Annotated in this window: 23 protein-coding genes; 3 read left to right on the forward strand and 20 right to left on the reverse strand. The window is 68.1% G+C overall.

Annotated elements, in window-relative coordinates:
* Together AC07VX_RS25520 and AC07VX_RS25525 are read left to right on the forward strand one after the other, a co-directional pair.
* Positions 1-136, forward strand: a 136-nt coding sequence (locus AC07VX_RS25520; RefSeq protein ID WP_493166867.1) for an IS3 family transposase, incomplete at its 5' end; no start/stop codon positions are given.
* Between the two features lie 190 nt (positions 137-326).
* On the forward strand, positions 327-1,436 hold the full coding sequence (locus AC07VX_RS25525) for an IS110 family RNA-guided transposase (RefSeq protein WP_493166618.1): 1,110 nt from the start codon (positions 327-329) through the stop codon (positions 1,434-1,436).
* A gap of 244 nt (positions 1,437-1,680) precedes the next feature.
* On the opposite strand, the gene fliR is transcribed toward AC07VX_RS25525, so the two are convergent.
* The 13 genes from fliR to fliF form a co-directional block, all read right to left on the reverse strand.
* Positions 1,681-2,445: a flagellar biosynthetic protein FliR gene (fliR, locus tag AC07VX_RS25530; protein ID WP_493166619.1), complete on the reverse strand. Its 765-nt coding sequence runs from the start codon at positions 2,443-2,445 to the stop codon at positions 1,681-1,683.
* Positions 2,446-2,455: 10 nt separating this feature from the next.
* Entirely contained in the window at positions 2,456-2,725 is a 270-nt protein-coding gene (gene fliQ / locus AC07VX_RS25535; protein ID WP_493166620.1) for a flagellar biosynthesis protein FliQ, read from the reverse strand.
* A 1-nt stretch (position 2,726) separates the two neighbouring features.
* Entirely contained in the window at positions 2,727-3,458 is a 732-nt protein-coding gene (gene fliP / locus AC07VX_RS25540; RefSeq protein WP_493166621.1) for a flagellar type III secretion system pore protein FliP, read from the reverse strand.
* A complete protein-coding gene (locus tag AC07VX_RS25545) occupies positions 3,451-3,771 on the reverse strand; it encodes a FliO/MopB family protein (protein ID WP_493166622.1) in 321 nt (106 codons plus the stop codon). The genes fliP and AC07VX_RS25545 overlap by 8 nt, the downstream gene beginning before the upstream one ends.
* 67 nt (positions 3,772-3,838) lie before the next feature.
* The gene (fliN, locus tag AC07VX_RS25550; RefSeq protein WP_493166623.1) at positions 3,839-4,294 is read right to left on the reverse strand and encodes a flagellar motor switch protein FliN; all 456 of its coding nucleotides are present in this window, start codon (positions 4,292-4,294) and stop codon (positions 3,839-3,841) included.
* On the reverse strand, positions 4,284-5,288 hold the full coding sequence (gene fliM, locus AC07VX_RS25555; RefSeq protein ID WP_493166624.1) for a flagellar motor switch protein FliM: 1,005 nt from the start codon (positions 5,286-5,288) through the stop codon (positions 4,284-4,286). The genes fliN and fliM overlap by 11 nt, the downstream gene beginning before the upstream one ends.
* 16 nt (positions 5,289-5,304) lie before the next feature.
* Positions 5,305-5,895: a flagellar basal body-associated FliL family protein gene (locus tag AC07VX_RS25560; RefSeq protein WP_493166625.1), complete on the reverse strand. Its 591-nt coding sequence runs from the start codon at positions 5,893-5,895 to the stop codon at positions 5,305-5,307.
* Between the two features lie 137 nt (positions 5,896-6,032).
* Entirely contained in the window at positions 6,033-7,367 is a 1,335-nt protein-coding gene (locus tag AC07VX_RS25565; protein ID WP_493166626.1) for a flagellar hook-length control protein FliK, read from the reverse strand.
* A gap of 14 nt (positions 7,368-7,381) precedes the next feature.
* Positions 7,382-7,837 (reverse strand): flagellar export protein FliJ, encoded by a 456-nt coding sequence (gene fliJ / locus AC07VX_RS25570; protein ID WP_493166627.1) that lies wholly within the window; start codon positions 7,835-7,837, stop codon positions 7,382-7,384.
* Between the two features lie 71 nt (positions 7,838-7,908).
* Positions 7,909-9,336: a flagellar protein export ATPase FliI gene (gene fliI, locus AC07VX_RS25575; protein ID WP_493166628.1), complete on the reverse strand. Its 1,428-nt coding sequence runs from the start codon at positions 9,334-9,336 to the stop codon at positions 7,909-7,911.
* A complete protein-coding gene (locus tag AC07VX_RS25580) occupies positions 9,326-10,111 on the reverse strand; it encodes a FliH/SctL family protein (RefSeq protein ID WP_493166629.1) in 786 nt (261 codons plus the stop codon). Before AC07VX_RS25580 ends, fliI begins: the two co-directional genes overlap by 11 nt.
* Positions 10,112-10,113: 2 nt before the next feature.
* Complete coding sequence (gene fliG / locus AC07VX_RS25585; protein WP_493166630.1) at positions 10,114-11,109, reverse strand: flagellar motor switch protein FliG; 996 nt, start codon at positions 11,107-11,109, stop codon at positions 10,114-10,116.
* 14 nt (positions 11,110-11,123) lie between these two features.
* On the reverse strand, positions 11,124-12,818 hold the full coding sequence (fliF, locus tag AC07VX_RS25590; RefSeq protein ID WP_493166631.1) for a flagellar basal-body MS-ring/collar protein FliF: 1,695 nt from the start codon (positions 12,816-12,818) through the stop codon (positions 11,124-11,126).
* 148 nt (positions 12,819-12,966) lie between these two features.
* Here fliF and fliE point away from each other — a divergent pair, with 148 nt between their 5' ends.
* On the forward strand, positions 12,967-13,293 hold the full coding sequence (gene fliE, locus AC07VX_RS25595) for a flagellar hook-basal body complex protein FliE (protein ID WP_493166632.1): 327 nt from the start codon (positions 12,967-12,969) through the stop codon (positions 13,291-13,293).
* Between the two features lie 36 nt (positions 13,294-13,329).
* Here fliE and AC07VX_RS25600 read toward each other — a convergent pair whose 3' ends face one another.
* From AC07VX_RS25600 to AC07VX_RS25630, 7 genes are all read right to left on the reverse strand, one after another.
* Complete coding sequence (locus AC07VX_RS25600; RefSeq protein WP_493166633.1) at positions 13,330-13,824, reverse strand: prepilin-type N-terminal cleavage/methylation domain-containing protein; 495 nt, start codon at positions 13,822-13,824, stop codon at positions 13,330-13,332.
* Positions 13,821-14,552: a flagellar brake protein gene (locus tag AC07VX_RS25605; protein WP_493166634.1), complete on the reverse strand. Its 732-nt coding sequence runs from the start codon at positions 14,550-14,552 to the stop codon at positions 13,821-13,823. Before AC07VX_RS25605 ends, AC07VX_RS25600 begins: the two co-directional genes overlap by 4 nt.
* Positions 14,553-14,605: 53 nt before the next feature.
* Entirely contained in the window at positions 14,606-14,905 is a 300-nt protein-coding gene (locus AC07VX_RS25610) for a flagellar protein FliT (protein WP_493166635.1), read from the reverse strand.
* Between the two features lie 36 nt (positions 14,906-14,941).
* A complete protein-coding gene (gene fliS / locus AC07VX_RS25615) occupies positions 14,942-15,376 on the reverse strand; it encodes a flagellar export chaperone FliS (protein WP_493166636.1) in 435 nt (144 codons plus the stop codon).
* A 198-nt stretch (positions 15,377-15,574) separates the two neighbouring features.
* Positions 15,575-17,002, reverse strand: coding sequence for a flagellar filament capping protein FliD (fliD, locus tag AC07VX_RS25620; RefSeq protein ID WP_493166637.1), 1,428 nt, complete (start codon positions 17,000-17,002; stop codon positions 15,575-15,577).
* Between the two features lie 89 nt (positions 17,003-17,091).
* Positions 17,092-17,973 (reverse strand): flagellin N-terminal helical domain-containing protein, encoded by an 882-nt coding sequence (locus tag AC07VX_RS25625; protein ID WP_493166638.1) that lies wholly within the window; start codon positions 17,971-17,973, stop codon positions 17,092-17,094.
* 176 nt (positions 17,974-18,149) lie between these two features.
* Positions 18,150-19,022, reverse strand: coding sequence for a flagellin N-terminal helical domain-containing protein (locus AC07VX_RS25630; protein ID WP_493166639.1), 873 nt, complete (start codon positions 19,020-19,022; stop codon positions 18,150-18,152).
* Positions 19,023-19,339 lie beyond the last annotated feature (317 nt).

Consider the following 19,339-nt stretch of genomic DNA (forward strand, 5'->3'; position numbering starts at 1 on the left):
GCGCGCGGCGATGGACGAGATCGTCGATTGGCTGACGTTCTACAACCACCGGCGGCTTCACTCGTCGCTGGGCTACGTCAGTCCGATGCAATTCGAGAGGGCATGGCTTGCCGCCCAGCAAAGGCAAGCCGCGTAATGGTCTCAGCTATGGGATCCGGGAAACGCGGGCAAGGTCAATCCAGCCGATCTCCGGACCACCAGCAACTAGACATCATGGCTGCCGGCCCAGCGTAAGAGGCTCGTCTCCAGTAACGTGGATTGCGTACCGAGGTGTGCCGAGCCACATGCGTCTGGACGGGCCAGGCGCAACAGCAAGGAGACGAGCCATGGACGAGCGTATCAAGTTCTTCGTCGGTCTTGATGTCCACAAGGACACCATCAGCATTGCGGCTTGTGATGCCAGTCGAGAGCCGGCGCGCTTCGTGGGCACGGTGAGTTCGGATGTCCGGCAGGTGTTCAAGGCGCTGGCCAAGGCCGGAGAGCCGGGTGAGGTCCACGTCGTCTACGAGGCCGGCCCGACCGGCTACGGGCTGTATCGCGAGCTCTGCAAGCGGGGCTATCGCTGCGAGATCGTGGCGCCGTCGCTGATCCCGCGACGACCCGGCGACCGGATCAAGAACGACCGATGGGACTGCGCCCGGTTGGCCGAGCTGGCGCGTGCCGGCGAACTCAAAGCGATCTGGGTGCCCGACGAAGAGCACGAGTCGGTGCGAGACCTGTGCCGGGCACGAGAGGATGCGGTGAATGCAAGGCTCAAGGCGCGCCAGCATTTGAAGGCCTTCCTTCTGCGGCACGACCGGCGCTACCCGGGCAAGACGTCGTGGAACAAGAGCCATGCGAGCTGGATCGCCGAGCAGCGCTTTGACCATGCCGGCGAGCGTGTTGCGCTGGCGGAGTACCAGCTTGCCGTGCAGGCGGCCGAACAACGCGTCGAACGGCTCACCGCTGCGCTTAGCGAGACGATCAAAGGGTGGCGCTTCGAGTCCGTCGTTGCCGCGTTGCGCGGCCTGAGGGGTATCGACGTGGTCAGTGCCATCGGGCTCGTTGCCGAGATCGGCGACATCAATCGCTTCGGCTCGGCGCGGGGCTTGATGGGCTACCTCGGCCTGGTGCCGTCGGAGCATTCCAGCGGCAACAGCGTACGACGCGGCTCGATCACCAAGACCGGCAACGCCCACGCCAGGCGACTGCTGACGGAAGCGGCGTGGAACTACCGGTTCCCCGCCCGGATGAGCGCCACGCTGCGAGCGCGCAACGAGGCGTTGCCGCAGGCGGTGCGGGACCACGCTTGGAAGGCACAGCTGCGCTTGAGCAAGCGCTTCTCGCAGCTGTCGTCACGGGGAGTGCAGGCTAACAAGGTCTGCGTCGCCGTGGCCCGGGAACTTGCCGGCTTCGTATGGGCCATCGCTCGCCAAGCCACGCCCACATTGAATTGAACGAACGCGAGCGGCCTGCGGCGATGCGGGGCAGCTAAACGAATGGAAGAATCCTCAACTCAGCTACACCGGAAGGCCTTCGGCAACCCGCGAAACTAGACAGAGGCAGCTTCCACGACGGATAGATGTAGAGCGGCAACCAACCCGCGGATATCAGTCTGATCCATCGTCGCAGCAGACTTTGCGCCGCATCGCCCCAGGCCGCTTGCGTTCGGAATTCAAATGTTTGACAAGAGCAGCCATATCAGCTGAACGCTGCCAGCAGCCGCTCCAACGCCACGGTGAACGGCGTCTGCATGAGCGGCAGCGTGGCCACCATGCCGATCAGGCCGACGCTGACCGTCAGCGGGAAGCCGACCGAGAAGACGCCGATCTGCGGCGCCACGCGGGAGATCACGCCGAGCACGAGGTTGACGAACATCAGCATCGTGATCAGCGGCAGCGCGATCCACAGGCCGATGCTGAAGATCTCGGCGCCCCACTGCTGAGGTGCCGCCGCGCGCAGGAAGGCGAAGGGCTCGCCACCGACCGGGAAGGCGTGGAAGCTCTGAATCAGTGCGTTGATCAACAGCAGATGGCCGTTGATGGCAATGAACAGGAAGGCCACCATGCTGCCGAAGAAGCGGGCGCTGGCGGTGCCCTGGGCGCCGGTGCCGGGGTCGAAGAAGCCGGCGAAGTTCAGGCCCATCTGCAGGCCGATGATCTCGCCGGCGAACTCAAGCGCCGCGAACACGATGCGCACCGCGAAGCCCATGGACAGGCCGATCAGCAGCTGCTGCGCCACCAGAAGCGTCAGCATCGGAAAGGAGTCCAGCGGCGTGGGCGGGATCTCGGGCAGCGAGGGCTGGGCAGCCACGGCGATGAACAGTGCCAGGCCCACGCGCAGCCGCAGCGGCACGTTGCGCTGACTGAAGGTGGGCATGCCGGCGAACAGCGCCAGCGTGCGGATGAAGGGCCAGAGCAGCGGGTTCAGCCACGCCAGCAACTGGGCTTCGGTGACGCTGAACATCGCCCCTGCTTCAGCCGACGACAGACGGGATCGTCTGCAGCGTGCGCTGGATGTACTCGACCAGCTCCGTCATCATCCAGGGCCCCGCGACGGCCAGCGTCAGCACGGCGCCGATGACCTTGGGCACGAAGGACAGCGTCGCCTCGTTGATCTGCGTGGCCGCCTGGAAGACGCTGACGACGACGCCGACTAGCAGCACGACGATCAGGATGGGCGCGGACACCAACAGCAGCATGTACAGGCCTTGCTGGCCGAAGGTGAAGACTTGTTGTGCGTCCATGTCAGGTCACGAAGCTGGCGGCCAAAGAGCCAAGAAGAAGATTCCACCCATCCGCCAGCACGAACAGCATCAGCTTGAAGGGCAGGGCGACGAGCACGGGCGACAGCATCATCATCCCCAGGCTCATCAGCACGCTCGCCACGATCATGTCGATGACGAGGAAGGGGATGAAGATCAAAAACGCGATCTGGAAGGCGCTTTTCAGCTCGCTGGTGACGAAGGCCGGCACCAGCACCTTGAAGGGCACGTCCTCGGGCTTGATGCCACTGTCCAGCTTGGCCAGGCGCGAGAACAGCGCCACGTCGGCCTGGCGGGTCTGCTTGAGCATGAAGCCGCGCATCGGCACCTCGGCGCGCTTCAGGGCTTCGTCGAACTGGATGGTGCCGGCGCTGTAGGGCTGCCAGGCCTCGGCGTAGACCTTGTCCAGCGTCGGGCTCATGACGAAGAAGGTCAGGAAGAGACTCAGGCCCACGATGACCTGGTTGGGCGGCGCGGCCTGCGTGCCCAGCGCCTGGCGCATCAGGCTGAGCACGATGGCGATGCGCGTGAAGGCTGTCATCATCAGGATGACCGCGGGCAGGAAACCCAGGGCCGTGAAGAACAGCAGGGTCTGGATGGGGATGGAATAGCCGCCCTGGCCGACGAGCAGCGGCAGCGATGCTGGCGGCGTCTGGCCTTGCGCGAAGGCGCCGCCCGCGGCCAGCAGCAGTGCAAGGCCGATCGCCTTACGCATTGCCACGCTCCTTGCCGAGCAGCTTGGCGAACGAGGCCGGCGCGACCGGCTCGGCCTGCGGAGGCAGCGTATGCAGCGTGGTGATGCTCTGTGCCGTGGCGCCCAGCACCAGCCAGCGGCGGTCCTCGCCCTGGCCGACCTCGACGACCAGCAGGCGCTGGTTGGGCGCCGTGGGCAGTTGGGCCACCACGCGCAGCACGCCGGCCGCCGCCGCGCCGCCCATGGGCGTGCGCTTGAGCAGCCACAGCGCGACCGGGATCAGCGCGACGATGGCGAGGAACCAGAGGAAAGGGAGCAGGCCGGAAGCATTCATGCCTCGGCATTCTGCGGACGGACTTGAGCCGTCGATCCCGGCAACTGAGCCGGGAATTCGGTGCTGATCAGGCCGCTTTGGAGAGCCGGCGCATGCGCTCGGACGGCGTCACGATGTCCGTCAGCCGGATGCCGAACTTGTCGTTCACCACCACCACCTCGCCCTGGGCGATCAGATAGCCGTTGACCAGCACGTCCATGGGCTCGCCGGCCAGGGCGTCCAGCTCCACGACCGAGCCCTGGGCCAGTTGCAGGATGTTCTTGATCGGGATGCGGGTGCGGCCGAGTTCGACGGTGAGCTGGACGGGGATGTCCAGGATCATGTTGATGTCACCGGCCGGGCCACCCGCCGTCGTCGGGCTGAAGTTGGCGAAGCTGGGCGTGGACACCTGCTCGGGGGCCACCTCGGTAACGACCTCGGTGGAGGCCGCGGGGGCGGGCGCAGCGGAGGCTTCGGCCAGGGCCGCGGCCCATTCGGCCGCCATCGCGTCCTGTTCTTCTTGGCTGGGTGAATCAGGGCTCATGTTTGGCTCCCAACCAGCTCTCCTGCGAGCCGGTCAGCATCTTGTCGATCTTGAGGGCGTAGCGGCCGTTGGAGGTGCCGTAATGGCACTCGAACACGGGCACGCCGTCCACCTTGGTCTGGATCATGGGCTCCAGGTCCAGTTCGATGAAGTCGCCAGGCTTGAAGGCCAGCAACTGCTCGACGGTGGCCGGCGCCGTGCCCAGCTCGGCCACGAGTTCGACCTCGGCCGACTGGATCTGCGTCTTCAGCAGGTTGATCCAGCGCCGGTCGGGCTCGGAGGAGTCGCCCACTGTCGTCGAATACAGCACGTCGCGGATGGGTTCCAGCGTCGAGTAGGGGATGCAGAAGTAGATGGTGCCGCTGGTCTCGCCGATCTCCAGCGTGAAGGATGTCGACACGACGATCTCGCTGGGCGTGGCGATGGTGGCGAACTGCGGCTGCATCTCCGAGCGCTGGTATTCCAGCTCCAGCGGGTAGATGCCTTTCCAGGCCTTGTGGTACTCGGCGAGGATGACCTCGACGATGCGGGTGATGACGCGCTGCTCGGTGGGCGAGAAGTCGCGGCCCTCGATGCGGGCGTGGAACTTGCCGATGCCGCCGAACAGCGAGTCGATGACGGCGAACACCAGCGTCGGGTCGCAGACGATGAGCCCGCTGCCGCGCAGCGGCTTGACCGATACGATGTTGAAGTTGGTCGGGACGACGATCTCGCGCAGGAAGGCGCTGTACTTCTGCACCTTGATGCCACCGATGGCGACCTCGGGGCTCTTGCGGATGAAGTTGAACAGGCCCACGCGGATGTTGCGCGCGAACCGCTCGTTGATGATCTCCATCGTGGGCATGCGCCCACGGACGATGCGTTCCTGGCTGGCGAGGTTGTACTCGCGTATGCCGCCAACCTGCTCCTCCTCGGCTTCGAGCTTCTGGCTCTCGCCGGTGATGCCCTGGAGCAGTGCATCGACTTCGTCTTGGGAAAGAATCTGCTGATTCATGGTGAATCTGCGTCGGTCACTGGACGATGAAGTTGGAGAACAGGACTTGCGTCACCGGGCTTTCCACGGCGGCCTTTTTCTTCTTCTTTTTCTTCTTCGGCGCGTCGGCGGTTTCTTCTTCCTCATCGTCGAGCTCGATGCCCATGGGCCGCACCGACTCGCGCATGATCTCCTTGGCGAGCTTCTCCTTGCCCTCGCGGCTCAGCAGCTCGGCGGCGGTCTTGTGCGACAGCACCATCAGCACGTTGCTGCGGATGGCGGGCATGTAGGCCTTGATCTGGTCGGCGAACTTCGGGTCGTCGACCTGCAGCGTCACGCCCACCTGGGCGAAGCGGTCCACGTCCTTGTCGGCCAGGTTGACCGTGAACGGGTCCAGCGGCACGAAGGTCGGCGGGTGCTCGGGCTTGGCATGGGCCTTGGCCTTGACGGGCGCTTCGACGACCTCGCCGTCCTCGCCCTCCTCGGCCGCGGGCTTCTTCTTCAACAGCATGAAGGCCGCACCGCCCCCGACCAGCACGAGCACGAGCACGGCAGCCAAGATGATGATCAGCTTCTTGCTGCCACCGCCTTTGGGTGCGGCGGGTTCGGCAGCCGGCGCAGTCGCCATAAGAACTCCTTGAAACGCGTCCATCGCCCATGCCGGCCTCGGCGGGCCATGGGCATCTTGCGGCCGATTATTGACCCGGGCCGGGCCGGGCAAACCTCGATCAGGTCAAGTCAGGCGTGGCTATTTCCGCTTCAGCTTCAGGCAAATGTGTCGAGCAGGCCGACCGCACGGCGCGCGGGAGCCGCCACGGCAGTGCTGCCGCCCGCGCGGCCACCGCCCGCGCGGCCACCGCCGGCCCGGGCGCCACGGCCCTCGCTGCTGCCGGACTCGGCTTCGCCGCCCTGGGTGTCCCGGGAAGACTGCTGGAAGACACCGCCGCCCGACAGCGTGAGGCCCTGGCCCTGCAGGGCGGCGGCCAGATCGGGCAGGCTCTGCTCCAGCGCCTGGCGCGTCTCGGCCTGCACGGCGTGGAAGGAGACCTGGGCCTGGGCGCCGTCGACGACGATCTGCACGGACACCGGGCCCATGTCGGCCGGGTTGAGCTGCAGTTCGGCCTGCTGCACGCCGTCCACCGCTAGCAGGCTGACGCTGGCCGCCAATTCAGGCGCGAAGGTGCTGCTGTGCAGGGCGGCATGCACCTGGCCGCTGGCGGTGGCTGGCGTCGTGGCGGGTGCAGCGGCGGCTGCGGGCAGGGACTGGGCCAGTACGGCGGCAAAGCTGGAAGGGATGGCGTCGGAAGTGGCCGCGGTGCGCGGGGCGCTGTCGCCCGTTCTGGCGCTGTCGGCCTGCTGCAGCATCTCGCTGCTGGCGCTTCGCGCGGCTGCGGCCCGGTCGGCGGCCAGTTCGATGCCCTTGGCGCGCGGTGCCTCTGCGGTGCGGGCGCCGGCCTCGGTTGGGCGGCGTTCAGCCGTCGGCCCGGTGGCCGGCTCGGTGGAGTCAGCCGGGGCTGCGGCTTCGCCGGCCGCTTCGTCGGCGGCCTGGCCGGCGCGCGCGCCATGGGCAACGTGGGCACCCGGTGCGCCCTTGATGGCGGCTTCGGCATCGCCTGCGGCCCCAGCCGCGGCGACCGGGTTGGGTGCCGCGGGCTGCTGCCCCGGCAATGCCAGGCCGATGAGTTGCGTGAACTCGTTCAGGCCCGAGGTTTCGGCATCCTGGTCGTCGTCGGCCGCGGCGTCGGTGGTTTCGGCGCCGTCCTCACCGACCTTGGCGGGCTGGGCCTGCCCGGTCGAGGCGGTCGCTTCGGCCGTGTGCCCCGGGGGCGGCGGCGCCGGCTTCGCCGACGCGGCATTGCCTTCCTTGCGGCGCACCGGCGCCGCGCCCGCTGCCGGGGAGGGCGCGGGGGCCGTCTCGCCGGCCGTGTTGGCGTTGTCGGGCGCGGGAGGGTTGTGGGCGGGAGGCAGCAGGTCGGGCTGGTCGTTCAGGAACTGCGCAAAGCTCGGGCCGCCGGCCGAAGCCGAACCGGGTGCTGCGGCCTGGGGGACGGGCGCAAAAGCGGCCGGCTTGGGGGCGACGTTCGGGGCGCTGCTGAGCATGGTGGTGCCCCTCTTCAGGCGTGGGCCGTGCGGCGCAGGTGGGCGCGGGCGGCGAATTCGTCGGTGGCGCGCTGCTCGCGGCGCTGGGCTGCCTTGGCGGCCTCGGCCTGGCGGCGGGCGATCAGCTGGCGCAGCGCCGCCACGCGCAGCTCCGCCTGGCGCAGTGCCTCGCGGGCGCGCACCTGGCGCTGGTCGGCGTGGCTGGCGACATGGCCTTGCGTGTCGACGGCCTGGTTCAGGCGCTGGCCGAAGCTCTGGTAGCAGGCCACGATGTCCATGGTCGTGGCCTGGGCGAAGCTCTGCGTCCAGCGCTGCTGGTAGTCCTGGCGATAGCCGGACAGCTCGCCATGCTGGGCGTGGGCGGCCTGGGCCTGGGCGCTGGCGGCGTGCAGGGCCTGGGCGGCCGTGTCGCGTTCGCCTTCGGCGCGTTCCAGCAGCAGGCTCAGGGTGTCGGTGGCGGGTGCACTCATTCAAAACTCCAGCGCAGCGCCGAACCGACGGTCCGGCGCTCAGTCGTTATCGGCGGGCGCCCGACCGAGGTTTAGGCGCCCTGGACCACGGCCTGCAATTGGCTGACGCTGGCGTGAAGAAGTGCCGGGCTGTGCATGTCCTGCTGCAGCAGCCGCGTCATGTCGGCATGCAGGCGCACGGCCAAGTCCAGCTCGGGGTCCGCGCCCGGGGCGTAGGCACCGAGCTGGATCAGGTCGCGGGCCTTGTTGTATTTCGCCAGAAGCTGGCGGAACCGACGCGCGGAATCGACCTGGTTTTGGGGTGCAACACTGGTCATCACCCGGGAAACGGAGCGCTCGATGTCGATGGCCGGGTAGTGGCCGGCTTCGGCGAGGTCGCGCGAGAGCACGATGTGGCCGTCCAGGATGCCGCGCGCGGCGTCGGCGATCGGGTCCTGCGGGTCGTCGCCCTCGGTCAGCACGGTGTAGAAGGCGGTGATGGAGCCCTCGCCCGGCAGGCCGTTGCCGCTGCGCTCCACCAGCTGAGGCAGCTTGGCGAAGCAGCTGGGCGGGTAGCCCTTGGTGGCAGGCGGCTCGCCGATGGCCAGCGCGATCTCGCGCTGGGCCATCGCGTAGCGGGTCAGCGAGTCCATCAGCAGCAGCACATGCCGGCCCTGGTCGCGGAAATGCTCGGCGATCGCCGTGGCGTAGTGCGCACCCTGCATGCGCATCAGCGGTGGCGCATCGGCCGGGGCAGCGACGACGACGCTGCGCCGCAGGCCCTCCTCGCCGAGGATGTCTTCGATGAATTCCTTGACCTCGCGGCCGCGCTCGCCGATGAGCCCGACGACGATGACGTCGGCCTGGGTGTAGCGCGCCATCATGCCCAGCAGCACCGACTTGCCGACGCCGGTGCCGGCGAACAGCCCCAGGCGCTGGCCGCGGCCGACGGTCAGCAGCGCGTTGATGGCGCGCACGCCAGTGTCCAGCGGCGTGCGCACGGGGTCGCGGTCCATCGCGTTGATGGGCCGGCGCACCATGGGTTCGTTGTGGATGTTGGCTAGCTCGCCGCCGCGGTCCAGCGGGTGGCCGTGCGGGTCGACGACGCGGCCCAGCAGGCCGTCGCCCATGGGCAGGTGCAGGCCGCGGTCCTCGCCGCGGCGCCAGGGGTGCAGCGGCTGGCCCAGCTGCGGCGCCAGCGGCGGCAGGTGGCGGGGCACGACGGTGGCGCCGCTGGACAGGCCCTGCACCTCGTCGGTGGGCATCAGGTAGGCGCGGTCGCCGGAGAAGCCGACGACCTCGGCATTCACCGGCGCCGAGCCGCGACGCGGGTTGTTGCCGCTGCTGGGCATCTGGATGCGGCAGACCGAGCCCAGCGGCACCTTGATGCCGGTGGCCTCCAGCACCAGGCCGGCCACGCGCACCAGCTTGCCCTGCGATTCCAGCGGCGCGGTGTTGCCGGCCAGGGTCTCCAGGTCGGCGAGGTAGCGCTGCCAGCGCTCGCGGCGCTCAGTCGGCATCGGCGTCCGCGCCACGGCGGTCTTCCCAGATGGATTGCTGGCCAAGGGCGGAAACTGCCTGCTGCCAGCGGGTGGCGATCGTTGCATCGACGCTGGCGATGTCGGCATCGACCTTGACACCGCCGCGCGGCACTTCGGCATCCGGGATGAGCTGGGCCTCGCGGGCCTCCAGCTCACTGCCGGCGCCGTCGCGCACCAGCGGGAAATCGTCGGGGTGCACGCGCACGCGCACATGGCGGGCCGACAGCTGCAGGGCCTCGACGGCGTCATGGGCGACGCGGGCGATCAGCTCGGGGCGCTGCTCCAGCTCGCTGCGCACCACCTGGCGGGCCAGTTCGACGGCGATGCGGGCGATCGAGCCGGCCATGTCGTCCTCCAGCGCGCGCATCTCGAAGTCGAAGTTCTCGACCAGCCCGCCCAGTTGCTTGCTCATCTGCTGGGCAAAGCTCTGCTTGAAGGCGTCGAGTGCAGCCATGCCGTCGCGGTAGCCGTCCTGGTAGCCGCTCTGGCGGGCGGTGTGCAACTGCTCGTGCACGCTGGGTTCGGGCGGCGGGGGCGCCTCCACGGGCGCCGCGGCGGGCGCGGGCGACGGGGGCGAGCCGGGGCGCATCGGCGCGAACGGCGAGGGTGCGGTATTGCCCAGGTTGTCGAGGCTCCAGGCCTTGGCGCCCTGGATCTCCTCGCCCGGGATGAAGCGCGCATAGCTGCCGCGGCGCTCGCCTTCGCGGCGATCCGGGGGCGGCACCTGCCGCGGGGGTTGGCGACCGGTGGCCATGGTCAGACGAACTGGTCGTCGCCGCCGCCGACGAGCACGATCTGGCCTTCGTCGACGAGGCGGCGCACGATCTTGAGCATTTCCTTCTGCTCGGCCTCGACCTCGGAGAGGCGCACCGGGCCGCGGGTTTCGAGATCCTCGCGCAGCGTCTCGGCGGCGCGCGTGGACATGTTTCGGAAGATCTTCTCGCGCAGGTCGGCGCTGGCGCCCTTGAGCGCGACGATGAGGCTTTCGCTCTGCACTTCCTTGAGCACGGACTGGATGCCCTTGTCGTCGATCTTGTTCAGATCGTCGAAGGTGAACATGTTGTCCATGATCTTCTGCGCCAGGTCGGAATCGGCCTCGCGGATGTAGTCCAGCACCGAGGCCTCGACGCTGGAGCCCATCATGTTGATGATCTCGGCGGCGGTCTTGGCGCCGCCCAGCGAACTCTTCTTCATGCGCTCGCCGCCGGCCAGGATCTGGCTCATGACCTCGTTCAGGTCCTTGAGCGCCGTGGGCTGGATGCCGTCCAGCGTGGCGATGCGGATCAGCACCTCGTTGCGGCCGCGCTCGGTGAAGAGCTTGAGCACCTGGCTGGTCTGGTCGAAGTCGAGGTGGGCCAGGATGGCCGCGATGATCTGAGGGTGCTCGTTGCGCAGCAGCTCGGCCACGCTGGCCGCGTCCATCCACTTCAGGCTCTCGATGGAGGACACGTCGCTGCCCTGCAGGATGCGGTCCAGCAGCAGGTTGGCCTTGTCTTCGCCCAGGGCCTTGCGCAGCACGGCGCGCACGTACTCGTCGGTGTCCGTGACCAGGGTGCTCTGGGTCTCGGCGACGGCGTCGAACTTGTCGAGCACGGTCTCGACCTGGGCGCGCTTGATGACCTTGAGCTTGGCGATGGTCTCGCCCAGCGCCTGCACTTCCTTGGGCGACAGATGCTTGAAGACCTCGCTAGCTTCTTCTTCGCCCAGCGACATCAACAAAATTGCGGCGTTCTCGATGCCCTTGTCGTCCATGGTTCAGCTCTGAATCAGCTGGCGGTCTCACCCGCCATCCAGTCGCGCATGATGTTGGCGACTGCCAGCGGATTGTCGCGGGCCAGCGCGCGGGCGCGTTCGAGTTTTTCGTTGTGCAGCGGGGCTTCGAGTCGCGGCATGCCGTCGGCGCCGGGCAGCAGTTCGGTGTCGTCGACGACTTCGTCCACCGTTTCCGGCTTTTCCTCGGGCGGCAGCGGCGCGGCGGCCTTGATGGCGGGGCGGATCATGCCGAACACGGCGATCAGCGCGATGGCGACGAAGGCCAGCGGCACGATGGCGCTGCGGGCGATGTCCAGCAGCCAGGGCTGCTTCCACAGCGGCACGTCGGCGGGTTCGGTCTTGTCGACGACGAAAGGCGCGCTGATGACCTTGACCGAGTCGCCGCGCTCGGCGCTGAAGCCCATGGCCTCCTTGACGAGTTCGGTCAGGCGGGCGACTTCCTCGGCCGGCACCGGCTGGTGGGTGGTCTTGCCCTTGCCGTCCGTCACCGGGCGGTGGTTGACGACGATGGCCGCGTTCAGCCGCCTGACGTTGCCCACCGCGCCGCGCGTCACGCGCACGGTCTTGTCGAGTTCGTAGTTGGTGACCTGCTCGCGCCGGCTGCTGTTGGCGCCGCCGCCGGTCTGCGTGGCCTGCAGCGGCGCGCTGGCGCCGTTGATGGGAGCCGTGGCCGGCACCGGGGGCTGGTTGGTGGCCGCGCCGGGCACGCCGGTGGGCTGGGCGGCGTTGGCGTTGCTGCTCTCGTTGCTCTGGCTGGAGCGCACCGCCGCCTGGGCGTTGGGACCCTGGTTGGGGCGGTATTCCTCGGCGGTGGCTTCGGTCTGGGAGAAGTCGACGTCGGCGGTGACGGTGGAGCGCAGGTTGTCGCGGCCGACGACGGGCTCCAGCAGGTCGAAGATGCGCTTGTTGTAGCCGGCCTCGATCTGCTGCTTGTACTGGAGCTGCTGGCTGTCCAGACCGGTGGCGGCGTCGGCGCCGGTCTGGGAGAGCAGGGCGCCGGTCTGGTCCAGCACGCTGACGGCCTTGGGACTCAGCTCGGGTACGCTGCTGGAGACGAGGTGGACGATGCCGGCGATCTGGCTGCGGTCCAGCGTGCGGCCGCCGCGCAGTGTCAGCATGACGCTGGCGCTGGGCTTCTGCTGCTCGCGAAAGAAGCCGTTCTGCTGCGGCATGGCCAGGTGCACGCGGGCGTCGGCCACGTCGGACATGGCGGTGATGGTGCGCGTGAGCTCGCCTTCCAGCGCGCGCTGGAAGTTCAGGCGTTCGTTGAACTGGGTCTGGCCGATGCTGGACTTGTCCATCAGCTCGAAGCCGACCGAGTTGCCGGTGCCACCCTTGGGCAGGCCCTGGGCGGCGAGCTTCATGCGCAGCTCGTAGACCTGGCTGGCCGGCACGAGGATGGTGCCGCCGGCCTCGTGCTTGTAGGGCACCTGCATGGCCGACAGCGCGCCGATGACGGCGCCGCCGTCCTTGTCGGCCAGGCCGGTGAACAGCGGGCGGTAGTCTCCCTGGGACGACCACAGCGTGATGGCGAGCACGGCGCCGGCCAAGGCCAGCAGGCCGGCGCCCATGGTCAGCTTGCTGCGCAGCGGCAGGCCGTTGATGCGCTGGACGAAGTTGGGCTGCGCGTCGACCGGCGTGATCATCACCGGGGCGGCGGCAGCGGGGGCGCTCAGGGCGTTGTCCATCGAGGAGGCGAGACAGCAGAGAGGCCGGGAATCGACCGATGGCGCAAATTATTTGTGCCGGCCCCCCTCAAGAAAGCGCCGAAGTGGCCGACGCGGGCAGCGCATCTCTGCGCTTCGTGCGCGTGACTTGCTGCCAAAGTGCGGCCCCATGGACATGAAGCTGCGCCCCTTCGACTTCGCCCAGGCCGCCGCCCGCGCGGGCCTGGCGGTGAACGGCACGCCGCTTGCGCCCAAGACGGCCGCGACGAGCGGCGCGAGCTTCGGCGACGCGATGGCCCAGGCGCTCAAGGGCGTCAGCGCCCAGCAGAACGAGGCGGCGCGGCTGCAGCGCGAGGTCCAGCTCGACAACCCGACCGTCAGCCTCGAAGAGACCATGGTCTCGATGCAGAAGGCCCAGATCGGCTTCCAGGCGACGCTGCAGGTGCGCAACCGCCTTGTGTCGGCCTACTCGGAAATCATGAACATGCAGATCTGAGCTCGCCGCCCGCGGGTGGCAGGGCATGAAGACAGCTCAGCAGCTGTCGTTTCTGCGCGCGTCGCTGCCGCAGATCTGCGGCCGGCCTAGCGGGTTGAGGTCGATGCGCAACTGCTGGTTTTGGTCGTTGGAGATGCCGATGCGCGTCCAGTCCAGCGCCCGGCCCATGCCGCCCTCGAAGGTGATGCTCTGGCCCGACTGAAGCAGCGTGCCCTTGTACTGGCGGTAGTTGTCGCCCCCGAGCTCGCAACGCGGCGCACCGGTGGTGCAGTTGCAGGGCGCCTGGCGGCTGAGGCCCCAGCACCATTGCGCACCGCTGTTGAAGCTGACGAAGATGTTGCGGCTCTCGTCGACGCTGAGCGTGCGCGCGCGGCGCAGGTCTAGCTCCAGCAGGCCGGCCACGTGGCGCAGGCGCTGGCGGGCCAGGTAGCTGGAGTAGCTCGGCACGGCGACCGCCAGGATGATGGCCAGCACGGCCAGCACGAAAGCGACCTCGATCAGCGTGAAACCCTTGCTGCCGGTCACCCTCATGGATCGAGCTTCAGCAGGCGGCGGCGCTTTTGCGTCTGGTCCACGTAGACCTGCAGTGAGCGGCCGGCGTTCGCATCCAGTTCCACGAAGGAGCAGCCCAGCTGCTGCATGCCGCCGGCATCACCGCTGATGGGGCTGACATGGTGGGGCAACAGGGCGATGCGCAGTGCGCTGATGCGGTCCAGCTCCAGCACCAGGCCATCGGCGACCCGGCCGGGCGGCAACGCGGGAAAGTCGGGCGGTAGGGCCAGTGCGAGGCCGCCGATGCTGATGTCCAGCACGCGCAGCGCACGCCCCGGTTGGGCGCCGCCGGGCAGGATGACGCGCGGGTAGGCGCTGCCGGCGGGCTGCACGCGGTAGGACTGGCGGCGTTGGAAGCGGTAGAGCCGCGTCGGCAGCATGCCGCGCAGCACCGTGCCCTGTTCGCCGCTGACCAGGACGGGGGCCTCCAGGTCGAACTGCAGCTTGATCGCGCCGAGATAGGCGACCGCGGTGATCTCGCCCTCGGCCACCAGGGCCTGGCTGATGCCTTCGGGGTCGGTGGCGATCTCCAGGCCGATGAGGTCGGCGTCGGCGTCGAGGGCGACGATGCGGCTGGCCAGACTCTGGCCTTGCGGGCCGCTGAGCAGCACGCCGGCGCCTTCGCGCTGCAGCTGCTGCAGATAGGCCGTGATCTCGGCCGAGGAGGCGACGCGCAGCTCCTCGGAAATGGCTTCAGGGGCGGACATGCCGCGATGGTAGTCGCCCGGCGCGGCGCGCTGGCGCCTGCACCGGGGCGCCGTCAGTGGACCAGGCGGCTGTTGCCCTTGAGGACGTGGTCCAGGTCTTCCAGCCAGGGCTCCGCGAGGTGGCGGATCTCGGCGTCGTTGAGCAGGATGCGCTGCATGATGCGCGTCTTCAGCTGCGACTCGCCGGCGGCCAGCTGGCCGTGGTTGGCGGCGGCCTTGAGCTGGGAGATCAGCAGCACGCAGGCGCCCTCGAGCTTGACGACTTCGTCCCAGTTGCCCGTGCGGGCCGCGGAGAGCATGTCGGCGCTGGCTTGCTCGATGGCTTCGTAGTAGTTCAGCAGGTCGGAGTTCATGTCGGAAGGCACCGGCTAGTTCTTGGGGCGGGGAGCTCAGGCCGCGCGGGCGGCGTCGCCGCCGAGGGCGGCCGGCGTCTGGGCGATGGCGCTCCAGGCCTCGCGCACCGGCGTCAGCAGGCGCTGGCATTCCTCGACGGCGGCCAGGTCGCTGTGCAGGTTGGCCTGGGTCAGCCGCATGCAGACATAGCCGTAGAGCTCGCGCAGGTCGACGGCGAGCTGGCCGGCGGAGAGATCCAGCCCGGCGCGCAGGCCTTCGTCGAGGATGCGCACGGCACGCGACAGGGCCCGGTTCTTGAGCTGAACGTTGCCGGCCTGGATGGCCTGGGTGGCCTGGCTCATCGCATCGAACACGCCGTCGAACAGCATGGCGACGAGGCGATGGGGGCTGGCGGCCTGCACATCGGTCTCCAGGCCGACCTTGGCATAGAGGGTGGCGCGCTGGTTGCGGGATGCGAAGGGGGAGGACATGTTGCCGTACATGGTTTCTCGGGGTTGGCGTCGTCGTGTTGACTGTTTTTCGGCCTTCTCCGGGGGGACTTGAGCCGGCCTTCGCCGGAACTTGTCATGAACTGTGCGGCTATTCCGCCCGCTTGAGAAGACGTCTTCGGGGCACCAAGAAAAACGGCGACCCGCAGGTCGCCGTCTGTCGCCGCAGGGCCGGAAGTTTCAGGCCTTGTTCAGCAGGGCCATCTGCTGGGTGACGTAGCTGGACAGGCCGCTGAGCTGGCTCATCTGGGTGTCCAGCGCCGAGTAGCGGGCGCGCAGCCGTTTCTCGGTCTGGGACACGTGATCTTCCAGCTGGTCCTGGCGCTTGTTGTTGTTGTCGATCTGTTTCTGGATGCCGGCCTGGCGGCTGGAGACGCGGCCATCGGTGCTCAGTGCGCCGTCGATGTAGCCGCGGATGCGCTGGGCGAAGCCGTCGTTGCTGCTGACGCCGCCGCTGTCCAGGCCCATGAAGAGCTGCTTGAGGCTGTCCAGGTCGCTCAGCGCCGTGGTGAGCTTGCTGTCCGTCGTCTTGAGGTTGCCGTCGCTGCCGGCTTCCAGGCCGATCTGCGCCAGGCGGCTGACACTGCTGCCGGCCAGCGAGGTGCTGCCGCCGACGATGCTGCGCAGCTGGTTCTGCAGGCCGATGGCGGTGGAGTCGCCCTGCAGGGCGCCGGCCGTCTTGCTGGCGGAGTCGTACTTGGTCTGCTCGCGCAGCAGCGCGTTGACGGCGTTGTAGGCGGTCGTGAAGTCGGTGATGAGCTTCTTGATCGAGTCCTTGTCCTGCGTCACGGCCACGCTGGCGGGGATGGTGGTGGTCTTAAGCAGCGTGATGTTGAGACCGTCGATGGCCTCCTTCAGCGTGTTGGACTCTGAGCTGATGTCGATGCCGTTGATCAGCGCGCGGGCGTTCTGGGCCGGCAGCGTCTGGATCAGCGAGGTGACACCCACGCGCGGGTCGTAGCCGAGATCGGTCAGGCCGCCGCCGGCGTCGATGCGAAAGCCGTTGGTCTGGCCGGTGGCATTGGAGCGCAGCGTGAGGCGCGCGCCGGAGGCGTCGTTGACGATTGAGGCGGTGACGCCGGCGCCAGCGGCGTTGATGGCGTCGCGGATGCCGGTGAGGGTGTCCTGGCCGCTGGCGATGTTGATGGTGACGGGCGTGGCGCCGGCCTTGTCGGTGAAGGTGGTGGCGCCGTTGGCGTCGGTGCCCCAGGCGCCGAGGGTGATGGTGAGGCTGCCCTGGCCGACGGTGGTGGTGGCGCTGGCGAAGGACGTGCCGCTGACCAGGGTCTGCGCCTGCGCGAGCTGGTTGACCTGGACGGACACGCTGCCGATGGCGGCACCGGTGCCGGCGCTGACGGAAACGGCCGTCGTGTCGCTGGACGAGGCCAGCGTGCCGGCCCAGGAGGAGGGCGACGTCAGCTTGGAGGCGGCATCGCGCAGCGTGGACAGGGCACCCTGCACCTTGCCGTAGGTGGACAGCTCGGTCTTCAGGTTGTCGGTGCGCTGGGACAGCTGGGTGATAGGGGTGCGTTCGGCAGCGACGAGCTTGCTCACCAGCGACTCGATGTCGAGGCCGCTGCCGATGCCTGCTGAGCTGATGGTTGCCATGGGGGTGAATGCAAAAAGGCCGATATGCCAGGGGAATATCGGCCAGGGTTTTCCGGAACTTTAGGCCCCGGACGAAATTTTTTTCAGGATCAGCCGTTCCGCAGCAGCGACAGCACTTGCTGGGGCAGTTGGTTGGCCTGGGCCACCATGGCGTTGCCGGCTTGTTGCAGGATCTGTGCCCGGCTCATGTTGGCGGTTTCCTGGGCGAAGTCGGCATCCATGATGCGGCTGCGGGCGGCGGTCTGGTTCTCGACGGCGACCTGCAGGTTGGAGATCACCGCGTCGAAGCGCGACTGGATCGCGCCGTAGGTGGCCCGGGTGTTGTTGATCGTGTCCAGCGCTGCGTCGATGTTGTTCATGACGACACCCAGCGCGTTGAAGTCGGCCGTGTTGTCGATCAACGCCGGGAAGGGCGCCGCGCCCGTGCCGAGCAGGGCGACGACCGTCGGGTCCTGGGTCATGTCCAGGGCCGCGATCGTGATCGAATCGTTGGTCGTCGTGTTGGCGCCGATCTGGAAGGTCTGGCCGGTGCCGGCGGCCACGCCCGCCGCGTCGGCGAGGATGGGTTTGCTGTTGAAGGTGGTCGCATTGACGATGCGCCAGATTTCCGAGCCCAGCTGCTCGAACTCCTTGTTCAGCGAGTCCTTGTCGGAGTTGCTGTTCGTGGCGTTGCGGGCCTGAACGGTCAGCTCCCGCATGCGCTGCAGGTTGTCGCCGATCTTGCCCAGCGCCCCTTCCGCGGTCTGCGCCAGCGAAATGCCGTCGTTGGCATTGCGGATGGCGACGTTCATGCCGCGCACCTGGGTGTTCATGCGCTCGGCGATGGCCAGGCCCGCCGCGTCGTCCTTGGCGGAATTCACCCGCAAGCCGGACGACAGGCGCTGCATCGACACCGCCAGAGCGCTCTGAGACGAGTTCAGATTGCGCTGAGCGTTCAGCGAGTTGATGTTGGTGTTGATGGTCTGTGGCATCGCGCACTCCTGGATTCGGTCGCCGAGCCGGCGTCAGTGGTGCCGAGACTCGATGGACCGAATTCTGAAAGTGCGCCGGTTTGCCAAAAGCCCGATCAGCGGGTCAAACCACGTCCAAAACGAAGCTCCGCGCGCCGGCCCTTGGGCCAGAGCGCGGAGCGTCCCTTCGCGCCGGATCAGCCGCCGCGCAGCAGGGCCAGCACCTGCTGGGGCAGCTGGTTGGCCTGGGCCACCATGGTGTTGCCGGCCTGCTGCAGGATCTGGGCGCGGCTCAGGTTGGCGGTTTCCTGGGCGAAGTCGGCGTCCATGATGCGGCTGCGGGAGGCGCTCTGGTTCTCGACGGCCACCTGCAGGTTGGAGATGACGGCGTCGAAGCGGTTCTGCGAGGCACCGAGTGTGGCGCGCTCGCCGTTGACCTTGTCCAGGGCCGAATCGATGTTGGTGATGACCGTGTCGATGGCAGTGCCGACGGCGGTGTTGTCGATGACGGCGCGGCCGGTGCCGGCGTTGTCGGTGCCGGCGACGGTCGTGATCGTCGTGTCCGTCGTCATGTCCGTCGTCGTGATGTCGATGCGGTCGTTGGCCGTCGTGTTGGCGCCGACCTGGAAGGTCTGGGTGCCCGCGGCGGACGTGGCCAGCACGGCCTTGCCGTTGAAAGTGGTGCCGCCCAGCACGCGCTGGATTTCCTTGGCCAGCTCGCCGAATTCCTTGTCCAGCGAGTCCTTGTCGGCGTTGGTGTTGGTGGCGTTGCGGGCCTGCACGGCCAGCTCACGCATGCGCTGCAGCGCGTCACCCACTTTGGACAGCGCGCCTTCGGCCGTCTGCGCCAGAGAGATGCCGTCGTTGGCGTTGCGGATGGCGACCTGCGAGCCGCGCACCTGGGCATTCATGCGCTCGGCAATGGCCAGGCCGGCTGCGTCGTCCTTGGCCGAGTTCACGCGCAGGCCCGAGGACAGGCGCTGCATCGAGACGGCCAGGGACGACTGCGACATCGCCGTGTTGCGTTGGGCGTTCAGCGAGGCGATGTTGGTGTTGATGATTTGAGGCATGACTCAATCCTTTCGTTTACGAACAAGTCCGGTGCGAAGCCGGTCAAAGGCGGTTGCAACAGGCCGCCCCGCATGGGGTGGCCGCGTCCGCGTCCTGCCCGTGCGCCCCTGTGGCGCATGGCGGGCCGGCTGACCGGACCACGGAGTCCTCGAATGAATCGCGAACCCGTTGGACTGGTTATCGTCGACTGATGGATTGACTTGAATCCTTTTGCACATTGCCCCCAAAAGCGCCACCCGCGGCGGCGGATGGCGTCAAGGTGCTTGTGCTGGAGGGGTGAGGACTTCCGTCTTCGTGATGGACGTTTCACTCAGGG

The sequence above is a fragment of the Roseateles sp. GW821-FHT03B02 genome (assembly GCF_059421025.1).

Excerpts from the sequence above, each read along its gene's own strand:
- AC07VX_RS25525 (WP_493166618.1), top strand. The coding sequence starts at position 327 with ATGGACGAGCGTATCAAGTTCTTCGTCGGTCTTGATGTCCACAAGGAC.
- fliR (WP_493166619.1), bottom strand. The coding sequence starts at position 2,445 with ATGTTCAGCGTCACCGAAGCCCAGTTGCTGGCGTGGCTGAACCCGCTG.
- fliQ (WP_493166620.1), bottom strand. The coding sequence starts at position 2,725 with ATGGACGCACAACAAGTCTTCACCTTCGGCCAGCAAGGCCTGTACATG.
- fliP (WP_493166621.1), bottom strand. The coding sequence starts at position 3,458 with ATGCGTAAGGCGATCGGCCTTGCACTGCTGCTGGCCGCGGGCGGCGCC.
- AC07VX_RS25545 (WP_493166622.1), bottom strand. The coding sequence starts at position 3,771 with ATGAATGCTTCCGGCCTGCTCCCTTTCCTCTGGTTCCTCGCCATCGTC.
- fliN (WP_493166623.1), bottom strand. The coding sequence starts at position 4,294 with ATGAGCCCTGATTCACCCAGCCAAGAAGAACAGGACGCGATGGCGGCC.
- fliM (WP_493166624.1), bottom strand. The coding sequence starts at position 5,288 with ATGAATCAGCAGATTCTTTCCCAAGACGAAGTCGATGCACTGCTCCAG.
- AC07VX_RS25560 (WP_493166625.1), bottom strand. The coding sequence starts at position 5,895 with ATGGCGACTGCGCCGGCTGCCGAACCCGCCGCACCCAAAGGCGGTGGC.
- AC07VX_RS25565 (WP_493166626.1), bottom strand. The coding sequence starts at position 7,367 with ATGCTCAGCAGCGCCCCGAACGTCGCCCCCAAGCCGGCCGCTTTTGCG.
- fliJ (WP_493166627.1), bottom strand. The coding sequence starts at position 7,837 with ATGAGTGCACCCGCCACCGACACCCTGAGCCTGCTGCTGGAACGCGCC.
- fliI (WP_493166628.1), bottom strand. The coding sequence starts at position 9,336 with ATGCCGACTGAGCGCCGCGAGCGCTGGCAGCGCTACCTCGCCGACCTG.
- AC07VX_RS25580 (WP_493166629.1), bottom strand. The coding sequence starts at position 10,111 with ATGGCCACCGGTCGCCAACCCCCGCGGCAGGTGCCGCCCCCGGATCGC.
- fliG (WP_493166630.1), bottom strand. The coding sequence starts at position 11,109 with ATGGACGACAAGGGCATCGAGAACGCCGCAATTTTGTTGATGTCGCTG.
- fliF (WP_493166631.1), bottom strand. The coding sequence starts at position 12,818 with ATGGACAACGCCCTGAGCGCCCCCGCTGCCGCCGCCCCGGTGATGATC.
- fliE (WP_493166632.1), top strand. The coding sequence starts at position 12,967 with ATGGACATGAAGCTGCGCCCCTTCGACTTCGCCCAGGCCGCCGCCCGC.
- AC07VX_RS25600 (WP_493166633.1), bottom strand. The coding sequence starts at position 13,824 with ATGAGGGTGACCGGCAGCAAGGGTTTCACGCTGATCGAGGTCGCTTTC.
- AC07VX_RS25605 (WP_493166634.1), bottom strand. The coding sequence starts at position 14,552 with ATGTCCGCCCCTGAAGCCATTTCCGAGGAGCTGCGCGTCGCCTCCTCG.
- AC07VX_RS25610 (WP_493166635.1), bottom strand. The coding sequence starts at position 14,905 with ATGAACTCCGACCTGCTGAACTACTACGAAGCCATCGAGCAAGCCAGC.
- fliS (WP_493166636.1), bottom strand. The coding sequence starts at position 15,376 with ATGTCCTCCCCCTTCGCATCCCGCAACCAGCGCGCCACCCTCTATGCC.
- fliD (WP_493166637.1), bottom strand. The coding sequence starts at position 17,002 with ATGGCAACCATCAGCTCAGCAGGCATCGGCAGCGGCCTCGACATCGAG.
- AC07VX_RS25625 (WP_493166638.1), bottom strand. The coding sequence starts at position 17,973 with ATGCCACAGACCATCAACACCAACATCAACTCGCTGAACGCTCAGCGC.
- AC07VX_RS25630 (WP_493166639.1), bottom strand. The coding sequence starts at position 19,022 with ATGCCTCAAATCATCAACACCAACATCGCCTCGCTGAACGCCCAACGC.